At 72.0% G+C, this 14,581-nt stretch carries 15 protein-coding genes and 1 tRNA gene; 3 read left to right on the forward strand and 13 right to left on the reverse strand.

What is annotated here, in order from left to right:
* The first annotated feature begins 21 nt into the window (after window positions 1–21).
* Complete coding sequence (locus AB0C03_RS13445) at window positions 22–813, forward strand: alpha/beta fold hydrolase (protein ID WP_357636743.1); 792 nt, start codon at window positions 22–24, stop codon at window positions 811–813.
* A 35-nt stretch (window positions 814–848) separates the two neighbouring features.
* Window positions 849–1,409 carry an AAA family ATPase gene (locus AB0C03_RS13450; RefSeq protein WP_357636746.1) on the forward strand — a complete coding sequence of 187 codons (561 nt, stop codon included), beginning with the start codon at window positions 849–851 and terminating at the stop codon, window positions 1,407–1,409.
* A 47-nt stretch (window positions 1,410–1,456) separates the two neighbouring features.
* On the opposite strand, the gene AB0C03_RS13455 is transcribed toward AB0C03_RS13450, so the two are convergent.
* The 4 genes from AB0C03_RS13455 to AB0C03_RS13470 form a co-directional block, all read right to left on the reverse strand.
* Window positions 1,457–1,533, reverse strand: a tRNA-Ile gene (locus tag AB0C03_RS13455).
* Between the two features lie 121 nt (window positions 1,534–1,654).
* A complete protein-coding gene (locus tag AB0C03_RS13460) occupies window positions 1,655–2,893 on the reverse strand; it encodes an FAD-dependent oxidoreductase (RefSeq protein WP_357636749.1) in 1,239 nt (412 codons plus the stop codon).
* A gap of 124 nt (window positions 2,894–3,017) precedes the next feature.
* Window positions 3,018–3,287, reverse strand: coding sequence for a LysR family transcriptional regulator (locus tag AB0C03_RS13465; protein ID WP_030330371.1), 270 nt, complete (start codon window positions 3,285–3,287; stop codon window positions 3,018–3,020).
* A gap of 379 nt (window positions 3,288–3,666) precedes the next feature.
* The gene (locus tag AB0C03_RS13470) at window positions 3,667–4,089 is read right to left on the reverse strand and encodes a hypothetical protein (RefSeq protein ID WP_156057403.1); all 423 of its coding nucleotides are present in this window, start codon (window positions 4,087–4,089) and stop codon (window positions 3,667–3,669) included.
* A 283-nt stretch (window positions 4,090–4,372) separates the two neighbouring features.
* Here AB0C03_RS13470 and AB0C03_RS13475 point away from each other — a divergent pair, with 283 nt between their 5' ends.
* Window positions 4,373–4,579 carry a hypothetical protein gene (locus AB0C03_RS13475; protein ID WP_030330373.1) on the forward strand — a complete coding sequence of 69 codons (207 nt, stop codon included), beginning with the start codon at window positions 4,373–4,375 and terminating at the stop codon, window positions 4,577–4,579.
* A 121-nt stretch (window positions 4,580–4,700) separates the two neighbouring features.
* On the opposite strand, the gene AB0C03_RS13480 is transcribed toward AB0C03_RS13475, so the two are convergent.
* The 9 genes from AB0C03_RS13480 to AB0C03_RS13520 form a co-directional block, all read right to left on the reverse strand.
* On the reverse strand, window positions 4,701–5,996 hold the full coding sequence (locus AB0C03_RS13480; RefSeq protein ID WP_081883761.1) for a helix-turn-helix domain-containing protein: 1,296 nt from the start codon (window positions 5,994–5,996) through the stop codon (window positions 4,701–4,703).
* A 309-nt stretch (window positions 5,997–6,305) separates the two neighbouring features.
* Complete coding sequence (locus AB0C03_RS13485; RefSeq protein ID WP_357636754.1) at window positions 6,306–7,517, reverse strand: glycosyltransferase; 1,212 nt, start codon at window positions 7,515–7,517, stop codon at window positions 6,306–6,308.
* 5 nt (window positions 7,518–7,522) lie between these two features.
* Window positions 7,523–8,158: a GOLPH3/VPS74 family protein gene (locus AB0C03_RS13490; protein WP_210865400.1), complete on the reverse strand. Its 636-nt coding sequence runs from the start codon at window positions 8,156–8,158 to the stop codon at window positions 7,523–7,525.
* 56 nt (window positions 8,159–8,214) lie between these two features.
* The gene (locus tag AB0C03_RS13495; RefSeq protein ID WP_030330377.1) at window positions 8,215–9,069 is read right to left on the reverse strand and encodes an ABC transporter permease; all 855 of its coding nucleotides are present in this window, start codon (window positions 9,067–9,069) and stop codon (window positions 8,215–8,217) included.
* Complete coding sequence (locus AB0C03_RS13500; RefSeq protein ID WP_030330378.1) at window positions 9,066–9,989, reverse strand: ABC transporter ATP-binding protein; 924 nt, start codon at window positions 9,987–9,989, stop codon at window positions 9,066–9,068. Before AB0C03_RS13500 ends, AB0C03_RS13495 begins: the two co-directional genes overlap by 4 nt.
* On the reverse strand, window positions 9,986–11,137 hold the full coding sequence (locus AB0C03_RS13505) for a nucleotide disphospho-sugar-binding domain-containing protein (RefSeq protein ID WP_357636759.1): 1,152 nt from the start codon (window positions 11,135–11,137) through the stop codon (window positions 9,986–9,988). The genes AB0C03_RS13500 and AB0C03_RS13505 overlap by 4 nt, the downstream gene beginning before the upstream one ends.
* 53 nt (window positions 11,138–11,190) lie before the next feature.
* On the reverse strand, window positions 11,191–11,502 hold the full coding sequence (locus AB0C03_RS13510) for a transcriptional regulator (protein WP_030330380.1): 312 nt from the start codon (window positions 11,500–11,502) through the stop codon (window positions 11,191–11,193).
* The gene (locus AB0C03_RS13515) at window positions 11,499–11,975 is read right to left on the reverse strand and encodes a hypothetical protein (protein WP_357636762.1); all 477 of its coding nucleotides are present in this window, start codon (window positions 11,973–11,975) and stop codon (window positions 11,499–11,501) included. Before AB0C03_RS13515 ends, AB0C03_RS13510 begins: the two co-directional genes overlap by 4 nt.
* A 10-nt stretch (window positions 11,976–11,985) precedes the next feature.
* Window positions 11,986–14,577 (reverse strand): M16 family metallopeptidase, encoded by a 2,592-nt coding sequence (locus AB0C03_RS13520; protein WP_357636765.1) that lies wholly within the window; start codon window positions 14,575–14,577, stop codon window positions 11,986–11,988.
* Window positions 14,578–14,581 lie beyond the last annotated feature (4 nt).

Below are 14,581 nucleotides of genomic sequence, written 5' to 3' on the forward strand. Positions count from 1 at the left end.
ACGGGTCTAACATCCCAGGTCATGCGTAGGTTCTTCACCGTTGGGAGTCGGACTCTTTCCTATCTGGACTTCGGTGGCCCGGGTGCTCCCCTCCTGGCTCTTCACGGGCACTACAACGAGGCGTCGGCATTCGCGCCGCTGGCTGAGGCGTTGGCACCGCAGTGGCGGGTGATCGCGCTCGATCAGCGCGGGCACGGAGCGTCGGACCGTGCCGAGAGCTATGCGCGTGACGATTATGTCGCCGACCTCGCCGCGTTCCACCGGCACCTGCAGGTCGGCCCCGTGGCGGTGCTGGGCCACTCACTTGGCGGAGTCAACGCCTACCAGTACGCCGGGCGGTACGCGGACCGGGTCACCGCGCTGATCGTCGAGGACATCGGCGCGGACGTGGACGTTGATTGGTCGTTCACGACCAGCCTCCCCCGCCACGCGCCGTCGCGCGATGCGCTGACCTCGGCACTGGGCGCGGCGGCGCCCTACCTGGAGTGTTCCTTCCGCCAGTTCACGGACGGATGGGGCTTCTCATTCGACATCGGCGACACGGTCGCGTCCCAGCAGGCACTCAGCGGTGACCACTGGAAGGACTGGGTTTCGGTGAGCTGCCCTACTCTCCTGATCCGTGGTACGCGCAGCGATGAACTGGCGGCGGACCACGCTCGCGAGATGATCGCCCGTCGCGCCGGCCAGGCTCGTCTTGCCGAGCTGCCCGCGGGTCACGTGGTGCATCACGACGCTCAGGCACAGTTCGCCGCCGCCGTTCGCGCCTTTCTGTCCGAACTCGGGGATCGTCCCGACTCAGGATCGCGTCCATAACGCCGCCCGGTTGCTCATGCGCGTTAGGGTGCGCCGTGATCGTATGGATCAACGGCACCCACGGCGCGGGCAAGACGACGACCAGCGCGCTCGTGCAACAACTGGTCCCGAATTCACGGGTGTTCGACGCCGAGAAGGTCGGCGAGACACTCATGGACATCACGCCGGGGCTGCCCGCGACGGACAACTTCCAGCACTGGCCGCCGTGGCGGCAGCTCGTCGTCGAGACCGCCCACCGCGTGCTCGACTACACCGGCGGCACTCTGGTGATGCCGATGACCGTCCTGGTCGAGCAGTACTGGCGCGAGATCAGAGGAGGCCTCGCGCAGCACGCCATACCGGTGAGGCACTTCGTCCTCCACGCCGACCAGGACACCCTCCGTAGGCGTATCGAGGGGGAACACCCCGTCCCCTCCCCGTTCCGCCTCAAATACCTTGAGCCCTACGCCGAGGCGGCCCGCACCTGGCTGCATGCCGAGGCCGAGGTCGTTGACACCACGCACCTCACGCCCGCCCAGGCAGCCCAGCAAATCGTTCTCCGGGCCACCGGGGGGATCTCGGGCACGCTCCTGGCGAGACCTGAAGGCCGGCACTGACGGTGGTTTTCCGGGTCGTCGGCGGCATGGCTGACCGGGGGGACGGCTGGTGGGGCGGGCGGGACTCGAACCCGCGACCGAGGGATTATGAGTCCCCTGCTCTAACCGGCTGAGCTACCGCCCCGAACACCGCGCCGGATCTTATCCCGCTCGGCGGTCAGCAGCCAGCACCGCGCCGGCCGGCGCCCACGCCTGCGCCAGCACGATGGGCAACAGGAATATAACAGCGTGCTCAGGTACGCCTGTCAGCCGGCACGCAGCTCGTCCAGCACGGCGCCGGCGGCGCGCCAGCCGCTGGTGAGAGCGCCCTGGATCGATGGACTGTCCCGGTGATCACCGGCCACGAACAGGCCCTCCCCCAACGCCACCGGCTTGCGCAGTTTGCCCTGCGGTGGTGGTGCGGCGGGTAGCGCCTCGGGGACGGCGACGGTGGTGAGGTGGGTCCAGTCGGCGGTGGAGCGGCCGTACAGCCGGGTCAGCTCGGCCCGGATGGTCGGCTCGGGTGGGGCCGTCGGGCCGACCACCGAGGTGGCGATCAGGTGTCGTCCGGTCGGCGCGTATGTGGGGGCGGCGTTGCTGAGCACCACGGTGTTGGCGACGAGTTCGCGCCGGCCGCCGTCGACGAGCAGGATCGGCTCGGTGAGGGGCGGCTCGGGCGCGCTGTGGTAGTAGGTGGTGTAGCTGTGCATGCGTACCGTCGCCAGGGTCGGCAGCAGCGCGGACGCGGCGGGTGGGTCGACGGCGACCACGACGGCCCGGCAGCGGATGTCGCCGGCCTGGGTGCGGACCCGGCCCGGAGCGACCTCCGCGACGGGGGTGTCCAGGTCGAGCAGGTCGGCGGGTAGCGGCGCGGCGATGGCCAGTGGCAGCGCGGCCATCCCTTCGGCGGGCAGGCCGATCCGGCCGCGGGCGAAGGAGCGCAGCACCATTGCCAGTACGCGGCTGGAGGTGGACAGCTCCCGGTCGATGAAGACACCGGAGAGGAACGGTCGCAGCAGTTCCTCGATGAAGGCGTCGGAGAGGCCGGCGCGGCGTAACGCCGTCTCGGTGCTGGTCTCCGGCGCGGCGAGCAGCCGGGACGTGGGCAGGGTGGCGCAGCCGGTGGCGAGCGCGGCGAAGCGCAGCCGGTCGAACAGCGAGCCGACCCCGGCGAGCGCGGTGCCGGGCCCGCCGGTCGGTTCGCGCACTGGGTTGACCAGCCGCAGCAGGTTGTCGCCCTTGCGGACCAGCACACCGGAGGTGAAGTAGCCGAGGTTGAGCTGGCCGGTGTCGAGCAGCGTGCCGAGCCGGGGGTAGGCGGTGTTGAGCACCTGGAAACCCCGGTCGATGAGGTGACCGTCGATCACGTCGGTGGCGACTCGACCGCCGAGTCGGCCGCTGGCCTCCACCAGCCGCCAGGGCACGCCGGCGCGGTGCAGTCGGCGGGCGGCGGCGAGGCCGGCCAGGCCGCCGCCGATGATGACGACGTCGACCTCAGCGCCCATGCCCTCATCCTAAGCCGATCAGCAGCGCGACCTCGGTGGTTGCCACGGACGGCGAGGAGTACGTGGACGCGAACGAACCCCGGGTTCTCGGCAGGTCCGAGGCCCCGGGGTTCGGGAGGGAACGTCAACCGGCGAGCGCCAGATCGGCGGTCGTGGCCTTGATGCCGCGCATGAGCGTGAGGACGGCCTGGACGGACGGCAGCATCAACGCGCCGGAGCGGGTCAGCGTGACGCCGGCGGAAGTACGGACGAACAGCTTCGTGCCGAGGGTCATCTCCAGGCACTTGATCTGGTAACTCACTGCGGGCTGCGAGTAGCCCAGGGCCCGGGCCGCCATGTCCATCCGTCCGTGCTCGGCCACCGCGACGAAGGCCTGTAGTTCGCGCTCGTTCACCTGATACCCCCGAATATCGACTGGCTCCGCTTGGCTTGTCATCACCAGGCAGTCATCAGAGTAATGACTTTCGTCATGCCGGTCAATACCGTCCGGCGGAAGTCCCAGCCGCATCGTGCCCGGTCAGAGCAGCTTTCAGGAAGTACACAGCCAACGTGTGGTGACTCCATCAGAGTCATGCGCTACAGGAGAGTGAGTCATACCCGATGACTGGATCGGACGAGGACCGCCGTTGGCGGTCGGTCGTCCCGCACGACGACGAGGACCTCCGTCGCAGGTGGCAGTCCCACCTCGACCGGAGGTCCTCGTGATTACCGCTTGTCGGTGCCGCCCACACCCGACCTCGACCAGCGGGCCGCGGCGGCGCACCCGGCACTGGTCACCAGAGCGTCGTCGAAGCGCCGCAGGCGGTGCCCGCGCACAGCCGGGCGGTGGCGGAGGGCCGACCGATCAGGAAGGTCTGGAAGGTCGTGACGAACGACTGCGGGCTCTCGCCGGCGCACGTCACCGGCGACTCCCAGGTGGTGCCGCCGTGCTGGATCTGCACGTGGAAGCAGCCGGTGGCGGTGCCGGTCGTGATGATGCCCTTGACCGTACGCTTCTGGCCGACGCCCAGCGGGTCCTGCTGGACGGTCTGGGTGCCGCTCGCCGTGGCACCGTCATAGGCCACCTGCCACGCCAGGGGCAGCACGGACGTGGTGGCGGACGGGCGGGCGAGCGCGGGCGCGGCGACGGAGACCGCGGCGGCAGTCATCAGTACGGTCGCGGTGACCACCCGGCGGACTTTTCCTGACAGGGACATGAATTGCCTCCGAATACCGATCGATGGTTCGGGAAGCGGCGCGGCGGAAATGATGCGGCAGGTTACCGATCACATTGCCGTGCTCTCGCCGAAGCAATCTCAGCCATCGGGTGACGGGGCGGGCAACGCCATATCGAACTCTTGAAAGAGCAGCCCAGCCGCAGGCGGGGCGGCGCGCGATTTTAAGGGCAGCCGGCTGCCTTACGCCACCCCCGATCAGCCTGGCTCCAAAAAATTCGAACCAGACTCCACCGGCGCGACGCGAGCCACTAGACATAGAGGCATGACGAAGCACACCGCAGCCGCCGCCACTGACGACTCCCGCCTCGTTCGCCGCCTGGTGATGCCGGCGATCGCGTTCGCCGCGATCGCGCTCGCCGGCTCGGAGGCCACCGACGAGGCCGCTACCGACACGTCTCAGACCGGCGTCGTCGCGGTCGCCGACGCGCCGGAGCTCGCGGCCCCGGCGTCGGCCGACTGGCCCTGGTGAACGACGACGCTCGATCAGCCGGTCGCGGCAGCGAGGGAGCCGCGGCCGGCTTCGCGCCCTCCATCACCTGACGGTGCTGGAGGGCTTCTTCATGTGCCCACCGCTTGTTCACGGACCCGGCTCAGGACGCCGGGGCGTCATCCACCTCACGCCAGATCTGGACCGCCCGCCGGTACGCCGAAGCCGCCTCGGCGAGCTGAGCCGCCCGGCGCAACGAGCCGGCGGCTTCCTCGGACCGCCCGCAGCGGCGCTGGGCCCGGCCGACGGCCAGGACGAAACGCACCCGCTCGATGGCCGACAGGTCGGCCTCGTCGACGGTGCTGGCGATCTCCAGCGCCCGCTCCGGCTCGCCGACAGCCACCGCGTACCGGACCTCCAGGCTGGCGGCGGCGGACGGTGAGGTGGCGAGATCGGCGGCGGACATGGCGGCGCGGGCGGCGACCATGTGCGCGGTGATCTCCGACAGGTCGGCTTCGGCGTCCATCAGCGCGGACACCGCCGCGGCGGCGAACCGCGCCCAGTCCCGCAGCGAGGTGGTGGGGTTGGCCAGCATCTCCCGTGCCGAGCGCAGGTGCTCCAGCGACCGCTCGACCTCGCCCATCCGGGCCATCGCGATGCTCGCCACCCAGTGCGCGCGACCGGTGATGGCGGGGCTGTCCAGCTCCAGCGCCATCGCCATCATCCGCTCGACGATCCGGATCACCTCGGCCCCGCCGCCGGCGTCGCTCAGCACCGAGATGTGCACCGCGTACAGGCGAATGTGCTCGCTGCCACGGACGAACGCGGTGCTGGTGATCTCCTGCTCGGCGAGCTCGATGTGGGTGAAGGCCTCGTCGAGGCGGCCCACGTCACGGGCCGCCCCGATCAGCGCGATGCGGGCGCGCACGAGCGCCTCCGGGACGCCGGTCTTCTCGGCGACCTCGACGAGTTCCTCAAGCAGCGCGTGTCGGGCGACCCGGTCGTTGCGCTGCTCCAGGATTCGTTCCAGGGCCAGGCCGTGGCTCAGCATCGACGCCGCCTCGCCGGCTTCCCGGGCGGCACGGTAGGCGCTGGTCAGCCCCTGCTCGGCGCGGACCAGATCGCCCTGTTCGATGGCGCTGCTGGTGACCAGTTCCTGGGCGAGCCGGGCGGCCTCCACTGGCGGTCGCGCACCGTCGTCGGACGGTCGCGGCCCCGGCGTCGGCGCGGGCGCCGGGTCCAGGGCGGCGTCGTCGACCAGGGCCGCCATCGGTACGCCGAGGACACCGACCAGGTGGGCGACGACCTCCAGCGTCGGCACCCGGGTGCCGGACTCGAGCAGCGAGATGTAGGACTGGTTGACCGCACCCACGGCAAGGTCCCGTTGGGACATTCCGCGTTCGGTGCGGAGGCGTCGCAGCCGTCGCCCGAAGTCGGGCTGAGCAATCTGCGTGGCCATGCGACTACCTCGTGTGCCTTTCCGTAATCCAATACGACGCGGTCCGACGCTGGACCAGGGAGCAGAATACGCCGAGCACGCCGACGCATCGCCTCCGCCGAATGGCCCGCGCTGAATTCTGCCGGGACCATACCGGGGTACGGGAGCGGGGGCGGTGAACGCCCCCGCGAGCAACCCCGGGGGAAGGTGCTCGCGGGGGCCGGGACCCGTCACGGCCCGGAGGTGATGACTCCGGTATATGACTGGCCCCGGCTACCTGCCCGACGGGGTCCGACTGGACACCTCCGGGCGGGTCGCGCCTGCTCCCCTCTATCCCACCGAAACCGACGCAGTCCGACAAGTCGCTATTGAAGATTTCGAATCGACACCGGGCGACGACGCCTGGCGCGGTGCGGCACCGGCAGGTGAGCGGTTCAGCAACCGGTCCAGCACCCCCCGGGCCACCCGGGCGTCGAACCGGGCCGACAGCCCCGCTCCGGCCGTCGCGGCGAGGCGTCCGGCCAGCTCGTCGTCGCGGAGCAACCGGACCAACTCGCCGGCCAGCTCCGCGGCGGTCTCCCCGCCCAGGACGTCGACGCCAGCCACCAGGCCCATGCCCTCGAAGGCGATCGGTGTGCCCACCACCGGTACGCCGTACTCGATCGCCTCACCCACCTTGCCCTTGACGCCGGCGCCGTAGCGCAGCGGTGCGACCGCCACCCGGGCCTGCCGGTACATCGGTGCCAGATCGGGCACCCAGCCGTGCACGGTGACCCGGTCACCGGCCATGGCCCTGACCGCCGGCGGCGCCGCGTCACCGACCAGATCTACCGTCACCTCTGGCATCTCGGCCCAGACCAGCGGCATGATCTCGGTACACAGCCAGCGGGCCGCGTCGACGTTCGGCTCGTGCAGATAGTTGCCGACGAAGAGCACCCTCGGCGTCGACGCCCGCTGCGCAGTGGTCCGCGCCGGCCGGTGGATGTTCGACAGCACCTCGACCCACGCGTCGGGCACCAACTCCCGCAGCAGGTGACGCTCCTCGTCGGAGACCACCAGCGTCACGTCGCATTCCCGGGTCAGCAGCAACTCCACCGCCCGCATGCTGTCGGCTCGGGCCCGCAGCGCGTACCGGTCCGGGCTGCCCTGCGCGGCGGCCAGCGCCGCCTGCCGGTCGAGTCGACGAAAGTGCACATCGACCGTGTCGTACGCGACGAGGCAGCCCGGCGCGGCGTCGCGCACCCGCGCCAGCATCTGCACCGCCGGCTCGGGCCGGCAGAGCAGCGCCAGGCCGATCCGGTGCCCCTGGTCGGCGAGGAACCGGACCTGCTGCCTCCGGTCGGTGATGACACCGACGCCGGCCGCCCGCAACCGGTCCGCGTACTGCCGCTCGGCCGTCCCGTTCTGCGGAAGGAACACGACCTGACGCCCCAGGGCGAGCAGCTCGTCGATGACGCGTTGCAGGCGCAACGAACCGGAGTCGCGGTCGGGTGTCGGCAGCTGGTGGTCGACGACGAGGACCAGGTCGGCGGCGGGTGACACGGCGGTCAGCTCGCGGCGAACAGGATCAGGAGCTGTGCCGTGTCCAGCCCGTGGAAGGCGTCCCGCAGCGGGCCGGACGCCCAGGCGGTCCGGGCGATCTCGGCGGCCCGCTGCCGGGTCGCCTCGTCCCGGGCACCGGGGACCGCGCCGATGCCGTGCAGGATCGTGATCAGCACGGCGGTCTCCTCGTCGGGCCGCGCGCCGTTGAGGGCCGCGTCGATCCCGGCCCGGATCTCCCGCTCCCGCGAACCGTCAGCGGTCGGGAAGCTGCGGGTCTTCACCAGGCCGAGCACGCGATTCTCCTCGACCCGGATCGCGCCGTCGGCGGTGAGCAGCTCCAGCAGCGGCTTCCAGCAGTCGTGCCCGAGGTTCTCGGCGGCCCAGCCGACCTTGGTCGGCTTCTCCCCCAGCTTCGCCAGCGCGGTGTCCAGGGCGGGGTCGCCGGTCGGGGTGCCGTCGGAGACCACCACCCGGGCCTCCCGGGCGTCGTCCGACGCGGGGATCGAGATGCGACCGGCCCGCACCAGGTCGAGCAGCACGGCACTGCCGACCGCCCGGTACCGGCGGCCGAGGTCGACGGTGCTGCGCCCGCTCTCGTCGTCGAGCAGCAGCAGGACAAGGTCTTCGGCCAGTCGGGACATGAGCACTCTCCTCGGTGGGATCGGATGAACATCGAACAGCTACGGGTGGATCAGGGTCAGGCCGCGCGGCGGCTCAGGGCGCGGTCGCGGCGGGCGGCCATCGTGGAACCGGACTCGCGGCGGGCCATCAGGCGCAGCACCACCGGCGCGGCCAGCATGCCCAGCACCGCCCAGCCGCCGAGCACCGCCACCGTCTCCCAGTGCCGCCACGACTCGCCGATCTCGGCGGCGAGGGCGCTCTCCGGCAGCAGCGCGGACCGGGCCGCCAACCCCAGCCAGTACAGCGGGAACACCTGCGCGACGACCTGCAACCAGGTCGGGAAACCGGCGATCGGGTGGAAGATGCCGGAGATGGTGGCGAGGGCGAAGACCGGCAGCATGATCAGACCGATGCTGCGCGGGCTCTCGATCAGCGAGCCGAAGACCGCGCCGAGGGGCAGCATCGCCAGCAGGCCCAGCGGCAGCAGCCAGAGCAGGGTGAGCCACCGCCCGGCCTCGCCGAGGTGCAGACCGTCGACGAGCAGCGCGCCGGTGCCGAGCACCGCGACCCAGGCGACCAGGACCATGCCGGCGACCAGCAGCACCTTGCCGATCAGGTACGACACCATCCCGTGCGGCAGCGCCTTGAGTCGCAGCAGCGTGCCGTCCTCGCGTTCGACGACGAGTTGCTGCGCCAGGTTGAGCAGGCCGTTGAAGCCGATGCACATGCTGAGCAGGCTGGGCAGGACGAAGGCCGCCACCGACACGTCGGTGCCGGCGAGCATGTTGTCGCGCAGGAAGTAGATCGGTGCCAGCAGGCCGATCAGCCACACCAGGTTGCTGCCGAGGTCCTGGCCGTTGCTGAGCACCTGACGGAGCTCGGTGCCGCCACGACTCAGGCCCTGCCGTACGGCGTTGCCCGTCACGTTCATCGTTTCGCCTCCTCGCCCGCCACCATGGACAGGTAGATCTCCTCCAGACCGGCCCGGTGCACCCGCAGGTCGTCGACCTCTGCGCCATCCTGGATCAGCTGCCGCACGAACGCGGAGACATCGGCGGTACGGGCGCTGTGCGCCCGGCCGCCGCTGGTCCAGGTCACCTCGGCCTCCCCGCCGAACTCGCGGGCCAGCTCGGCGACGGTCCCCCGGGCGGCGATCCGACCGCCGGCCAGGATCAGCACCTGGTCGGCCAACTTCTCGGCCTCGTGCAGGTCGTGGGTGGTCAGCAGGATCGTCATCCGGGCGTCGGCCAGGGTTCGGAGCAACTCGTGGAACTCCTGCCGAGCCTGCGGGTCGAAGCCGACGGTGGGCTCGTCCAGGAAGAGGACCTCGGGCCGGCCGACGATGCCGACGGCGATGTCGAGGCGGCGGCGCTGCCCGCCGGAGAGCGCGGCGATCGGCTTGTCGGCCTGCTCGGTCAGCCCGACGGCGGCCAGCAGCTCGTCGACATCCCAGGGCCGGGTCACGCCGTCGGTCGCGTACGGCCGGTAGAAGGAGCCGAAGTGCGACAGCAGCTCCCGGACCCGCCACTTGCCGTGGTCACGCCAGGACTGCAGGACGATGCCGAGCCGGGCCCGCCACGCCTCGTCGCCACGGGCGGGGTCGACGCCGAGCACGCTGACCTCACCGGCGGACCGGAGCCGGAAGCCTTCCAGGATCTCGATGGTGGTGCTCTTGCCGGCGCCGTTGGGCCCGAGCAGGGCGACGATCTGGCCTTGGGTGATGGTGAAGTCGATGCCACGCAGCACCTGCTGGGTGCCGTAGCTCATCCGCAGCCCGCTTACCCGCACCACGGGCGGCGGCTCCGCGGGGGCGGTCCGGACCGGATCCGGTGCGGTGAGAGTGCTCGTCATGCCGCGCGTCCTTTCTCGACAGGGGTTGCCCCGGCCAGGGGCAGGTGCAGTTCGATGTGGTCGGCGGCGGCGCGGGCACCACCGGCGGCGGCGATCTCGGCGCGCAGTTCGTCGAGCCGTACCCGGGTTTCGGGGCTGGTCGTGACGGCCCGCACCGCGTCGCGCACGGCTTCCGCGTCGAAGGCCCGGGGCGGGACGACCCGGCCGACGCCCAGGGCCTCGACGCGGGCGGCGGTCACGAACTGCTCGACGCCCTGCGGGACCACCACCAGCGGCACGCCCTGGGTGAGCCCTTCGAGGACGCTTCCGGTGCCGCCGGCGGTCACGAAGACGCCGGCCTGTTCCAGCACCCGCACCTGCGGCACCCAGCGGTGCACCTCGACGCCGGCCGGGAGGTCGCCCAGCGCGGCCGGATCGACTGTGGTGCCGGTGGCGATCACCACGTGCCAGCCGTCGCCGGCCAATGCCGCCGCGCAGTCGGCGAAGACACCGGGCCGGGTGTTGTACGTGGTGCCGAGCGAGACCAGGGCCACCGGGCGGCCCGGCGGGGCGGTCCAGTCACCGTCGGTGCGTCGACGCCACGGCACCGGGCCGACGAAGAGGTACGAGTCGTCCACCTGCGCGGCGTTGACCTGCAACGATCGCGGCATCGCCACCACGCACGGCTTGACGTCGGGGGCGACCCGCACGGGGGCGCCGATCTGCTCCTCGCTGCCGGAGTAGAAGACGTGGGTCGGTGAGAACTGCACCTCCGGCACCCGCCAGTGCCTCGCCAGCAGCGGTGCGTGGGCGGTGACGGTGTCGTACACGATCAGGTCCGGGCGGTCGCCCTGGTACGCCGCCGCGACCTGCGGCAGCGCGACGTCGCGTTCGCGGGCGAAGACCGCGGCGGCCTGCCGGCCGTCGTCGTCGGTGGCGAGCCATCCGCGCCCGGGGGTGCCGGGCGACGGGAACGTCGAGGTGTACGGCACCAGTGTGGCGCCCGCCTCCTCGACCAGCGCACCGAAGGCGGGTGCGGTGGCGAAGGTGACGCGGTGCCCCCGGCCGACGAGCTCCGCCACCACGCCGAGCATGGGGTTCACGTGACCGTGCAGCGGCACGGACATGAAGGCGATGTGGGCTCCGGGCGGCGAGTGGGCTGGCGTCACGGTCGTTCCCCCCTCTTCCAGGTTGGCCGCCGCCGGTGCGAACGATCGGGTCGCTACGGACGGGGGCGGTCGTCGGTCACCACGCTGTCGGCGACTCGGCGAAGCTCGGCCATGTGCGCGGTGAAGACAGTTCTACCGAGCGGTGTGAGCGCCACCCAAGCGTGGATTCGAGAATTGAATGACTCCTTGCGCACTGTCACGTAACCGGCTTCCTGCAACACTTTGAGCTGCTTGCTGAGCACCGAGTCGCTGACCGCCAGGGCGTCGCGGATGGTCGAGAACGACAGCGACTCGACGCGGCTGAGCATGGCGCAGATCTGCAGTCGGTTGAGCGGGTGGATGACCTCGTCGAAGCCGGACCTCATGCCCGCCGGCCCAGGTCACGTACGAGCGCCGCGTCGATGCGACGGCCGGCGACGATCGTGATGACGAGCATGACGACGCCGCAGACCGCCATGCTGCCGCGCAGGTCGGCACCCCATTCGAGGGCGAGCCCGAGCACGATCAGCACGGGCAGCGCCGCACCGGCGCGGACGCTGATCCGGCGGGCGCCGGGGGTCGCGTGGTAGCGGTCCAGTGAGATGCCGGTGACGTGGTTGGCCGCGAGGTTGAACAGCAGTGGCCCGACCAGCAGACCGATGATCACGCCGTACGGGATCCACGCCCAGCCGATGGAGACCGCCGCGAACGCCCACAGCAGGGACAGGCCGATACCCAGGTGGTACCACCAGGGCGCGACGGCCCGGTCGGCGATGATCTCGCGGCCACCGGCGACCTGGACCAGTGCCTGGCGCGCTTCCTGCGGGCCTATCCGGTTCATGATTCCTCCTGTTTCCATAATGGAAAGTCTAGGCTCGACTTTCCACAGCGGCAAGTCGATAGGTCGAAAAGTCGGCGGGCGGGTCACCCAGCACGACGGTGTGACTCAGCGCGCCGAAGAGGTCCCGGGCGGCGGCGGACACGTCCACGGGTCGTGGCGTACGCAGCAGCTCGGGCCGTCGCACCACCCAGTCCAGTCCGCGCCCCGAGGCCGTGGTGTGCCGCAGCGCGTCCGCCAGCCCCGCCGGTGAGTCGAAGGCCGACAGCAACTGCGCCGAGCAGTACCGGCGCACGGCCGCCAGCTCCTCCTGCGACGGCGGCTCGGCGATCAGCGCGGCAACCTCCGCACGGACCCCCGCCACCGCCTCGCCGATCCGGCCCCGCGGCACTGCCAGCCGCACGGACGCCCGCCGGTACCCGGCCAGCACGTCGCGACGCGCCACCATGACATCGGGGTGGCCCAGGCGACGACACCGCTCGGCCAGCCGGGCGGAGGTGTGCCCGCCCAGCAGCGCGGTGGTCAGATACCGGGCGGGCTCCGCCGACCCGACCTCGGGCTCACGCCCGGAGAGCGTGAGATGGACGGTGTCGCCGGCCGCCTCCCGCAACAGCAGCAGCTGCGGCCCGGGATCGTCCGGTGCCGGTCGGGCAGCGGGCCCGGCCGGCCAGCCGCCCAGGACGTCGGCGACCGGGGCGAGGAGCACCTCGGCGTCGGCGGCGCCGACGATGACCAGCGTGGCGTGCTGCGGTCGGAACACCCGCCGGTGCAGCGCGCTCGGGTCGACCGCTGCCGGCCCGGTCCGACCGGCCCAGTGCCGGCGCAGCGCCTCGTCCATCCGCTGCTGTGGGGCGACCGGCACGGGCCGGGCCGGCGGCAGCGGTCGCCACTCGGGCAGCGGCCCCGGAACCAGCACGTCGGCCACCACGCGCAGCAGCGCCGGCAACTGCGCGACCGGCGCCCACGCGCTCAGGTCGGCCCACTGGCCGTCCTGCGCCAGCTGCACCTCACCGCCGATGGCGGCGACCCGCCGGGCCGCGTCGGTGTGCGCGCCGAGGACCCGCAGCAGCTCGGCGGCCCGCCGCGGATCACGCCAGCCGTCCGGCCCGAGCGGTAGCCGCAACCGCAGCTCCACCAGCTCGGCCCGGCGATCGGGGATCGCGATGACCCGCAGACCATTGCCGAGGCTGATCTCCCGCGACCCGGTCAGCGTCGGCGGGACGGCCGCGCCCAGCTCGGGCAGCTGGCGCGGCCCGCCAGGGCTGGAACCGAGCTGCGCGGCGGTGCGCCGGGCCCGGCCCGGACGCCGGCCCGGCGCCCCGACCGCTGCGGAGTCCGGCCGCCGGATGGGCCGATCCTCCCCGTGCGGGCCGGCGACGAGCAGCGCGCTCGGCGCGGCGGCAAGCGCCGCAGCGGCCCGGGACACCCGCTCAGCCGAGGTGTCCGCGATCAGGCGGGGCAGGTCGTCGACCAGCTCCGCCCGACCGAACAGCAGCTCGAAGCGGCCCAGCGCGCGGCAGCGCTCCTCCAGCCGGGCATGCCGCCGGCGGTGCTGCCCGGCCAGTTCGGCAACCGCCCGGCGCACTCCGGCCCCGGCCCGCGCCGGATCGCCGAGGCCCGACCACTCGGCCGCCAGGTCGGCGACGAAGCCGTCCGGCGTCACGTCGTCCGGCAGCACGGCGGTCACCACGAAGGCATCCGGTGCCAACGCGTCGAGCGGCCCGAAGAAGCCGCAGCCGGCGCTGGCGCGTACGCCGGAGCGCGGCGGCCGCCACCGGGTGGTCATCCAGCCCAGCACCATGCACGCCACGTAGTCCGGCAGCTCCCGCAGCGGATCAGGCAGTCGGTAGCCGAGCGCCAGCGCGGTCCGCGTCGCGTCGGGGACCCGCTGACGGACCTGCCGGTCGGAGTCCGGCGGTGGCTCGGCGATCCACGGCGGCGGGTCCGCCGGCCGGGCGGGCACGCCCGCGAAGTGCCGCTCCACCAGCGGCCAGACCGCCGCCGCCGGGTGCGGGGTCACGATCGTGAGAACCGCGTTCGCGGGTACGTAGTGCGCGTCGAAGAAGGCGGCGCAGTCGTCGACCGTCAACGTTCGCAGCCTGGCCACGTCGCCGTACCCGTCGTGGGCGTTGGCGAACGACCGGAACATCACCTCGGGCAGGCCCGGCCACGGCAGCTTGCCGTACAGCCGACTGTCCCGCATGCTCTCGATCTCGCGGCCCACCTCGACGAGCTGACTGGCCAGCTCGGCGTCGGTGAACCGCGGCGCGCGCATCCGGTCCGCCTCCCGGAACAGCGCCTGTTCCAGCGCCGCGGCCGGCACCACCTGGAAGTAGTCGGTGTAGTCGGCGTGCGTGGTGCCGTTGGCCGTACCGCCGAGCGGGTGCAGGTCGTCGTAGAACCGCCCGTCCGGCAGGCTCTCGCTGCCCCGGAACATCAGGTGCTCGACGAGGTGGGCGATCCCCTCGCTGCCCGGCGACTCGGCCCGGAAGCCGGTGCCGTAGTGGACGCTCACCGCGCACCGGGGGGTCGGCCAGTGGGGCAGGAGCACCACGCGCAGGCCGTTCGGCAGCGTGCGCCGGTGCAGCGGATGAGCGGGCCGTGACCCAACCGGGACAGTCATGGGT

Origin of the sequence: Micromonospora parva, from assembly GCF_040649675.1 — a bacterium.
In the GTDB taxonomy this organism is placed as follows: Bacteria; Actinomycetota; Actinomycetes; order Mycobacteriales; family Micromonosporaceae; genus Micromonospora; species Micromonospora parva.

Bases quoted from the DNA above. Each gene is read 5' to 3' on its own strand.
- AB0C03_RS13480 (WP_081883761.1), bottom strand. From the start codon at position 5,996: ATGGCCACGCAGATTGCTCAGCCCGACTTCGGGCGACGGCTGCGACGC.
- AB0C03_RS13470 (WP_156057403.1), bottom strand. From the start codon at position 4,089: ATGTCCCTGTCAGGAAAAGTCCGCCGGGTGGTCACCGCGACCGTACTG.
- AB0C03_RS13500 (WP_030330378.1), bottom strand. From the start codon at position 9,989: ATGACGAGCACTCTCACCGCACCGGATCCGGTCCGGACCGCCCCCGCG.
- AB0C03_RS13520 (WP_357636765.1), bottom strand. From the start codon at position 14,577: ATGACTGTCCCGGTTGGGTCACGGCCCGCTCATCCGCTGCACCGGCGC.
- AB0C03_RS13510 (WP_030330380.1), bottom strand. From the start codon at position 11,502: ATGAGGTCCGGCTTCGACGAGGTCATCCACCCGCTCAACCGACTGCAG.
- AB0C03_RS13445 (WP_357636743.1), top strand. From the start codon at position 22: ATGCGTAGGTTCTTCACCGTTGGGAGTCGGACTCTTTCCTATCTGGAC.
- AB0C03_RS13490 (WP_210865400.1), bottom strand. From the start codon at position 8,158: ATGTCCCGACTGGCCGAAGACCTTGTCCTGCTGCTGCTCGACGACGAG.
- AB0C03_RS13515 (WP_357636762.1), bottom strand. From the start codon at position 11,975: ATGGAAACAGGAGGAATCATGAACCGGATAGGCCCGCAGGAAGCGCGC.
- AB0C03_RS13460 (WP_357636749.1), bottom strand. From the start codon at position 2,893: ATGGGCGCTGAGGTCGACGTCGTCATCATCGGCGGCGGCCTGGCCGGC.
- AB0C03_RS13475 (WP_030330373.1), top strand. From the start codon at position 4,373: ATGACGAAGCACACCGCAGCCGCCGCCACTGACGACTCCCGCCTCGTT.
- AB0C03_RS13495 (WP_030330377.1), bottom strand. From the start codon at position 9,069: ATGAACGTGACGGGCAACGCCGTACGGCAGGGCCTGAGTCGTGGCGGC.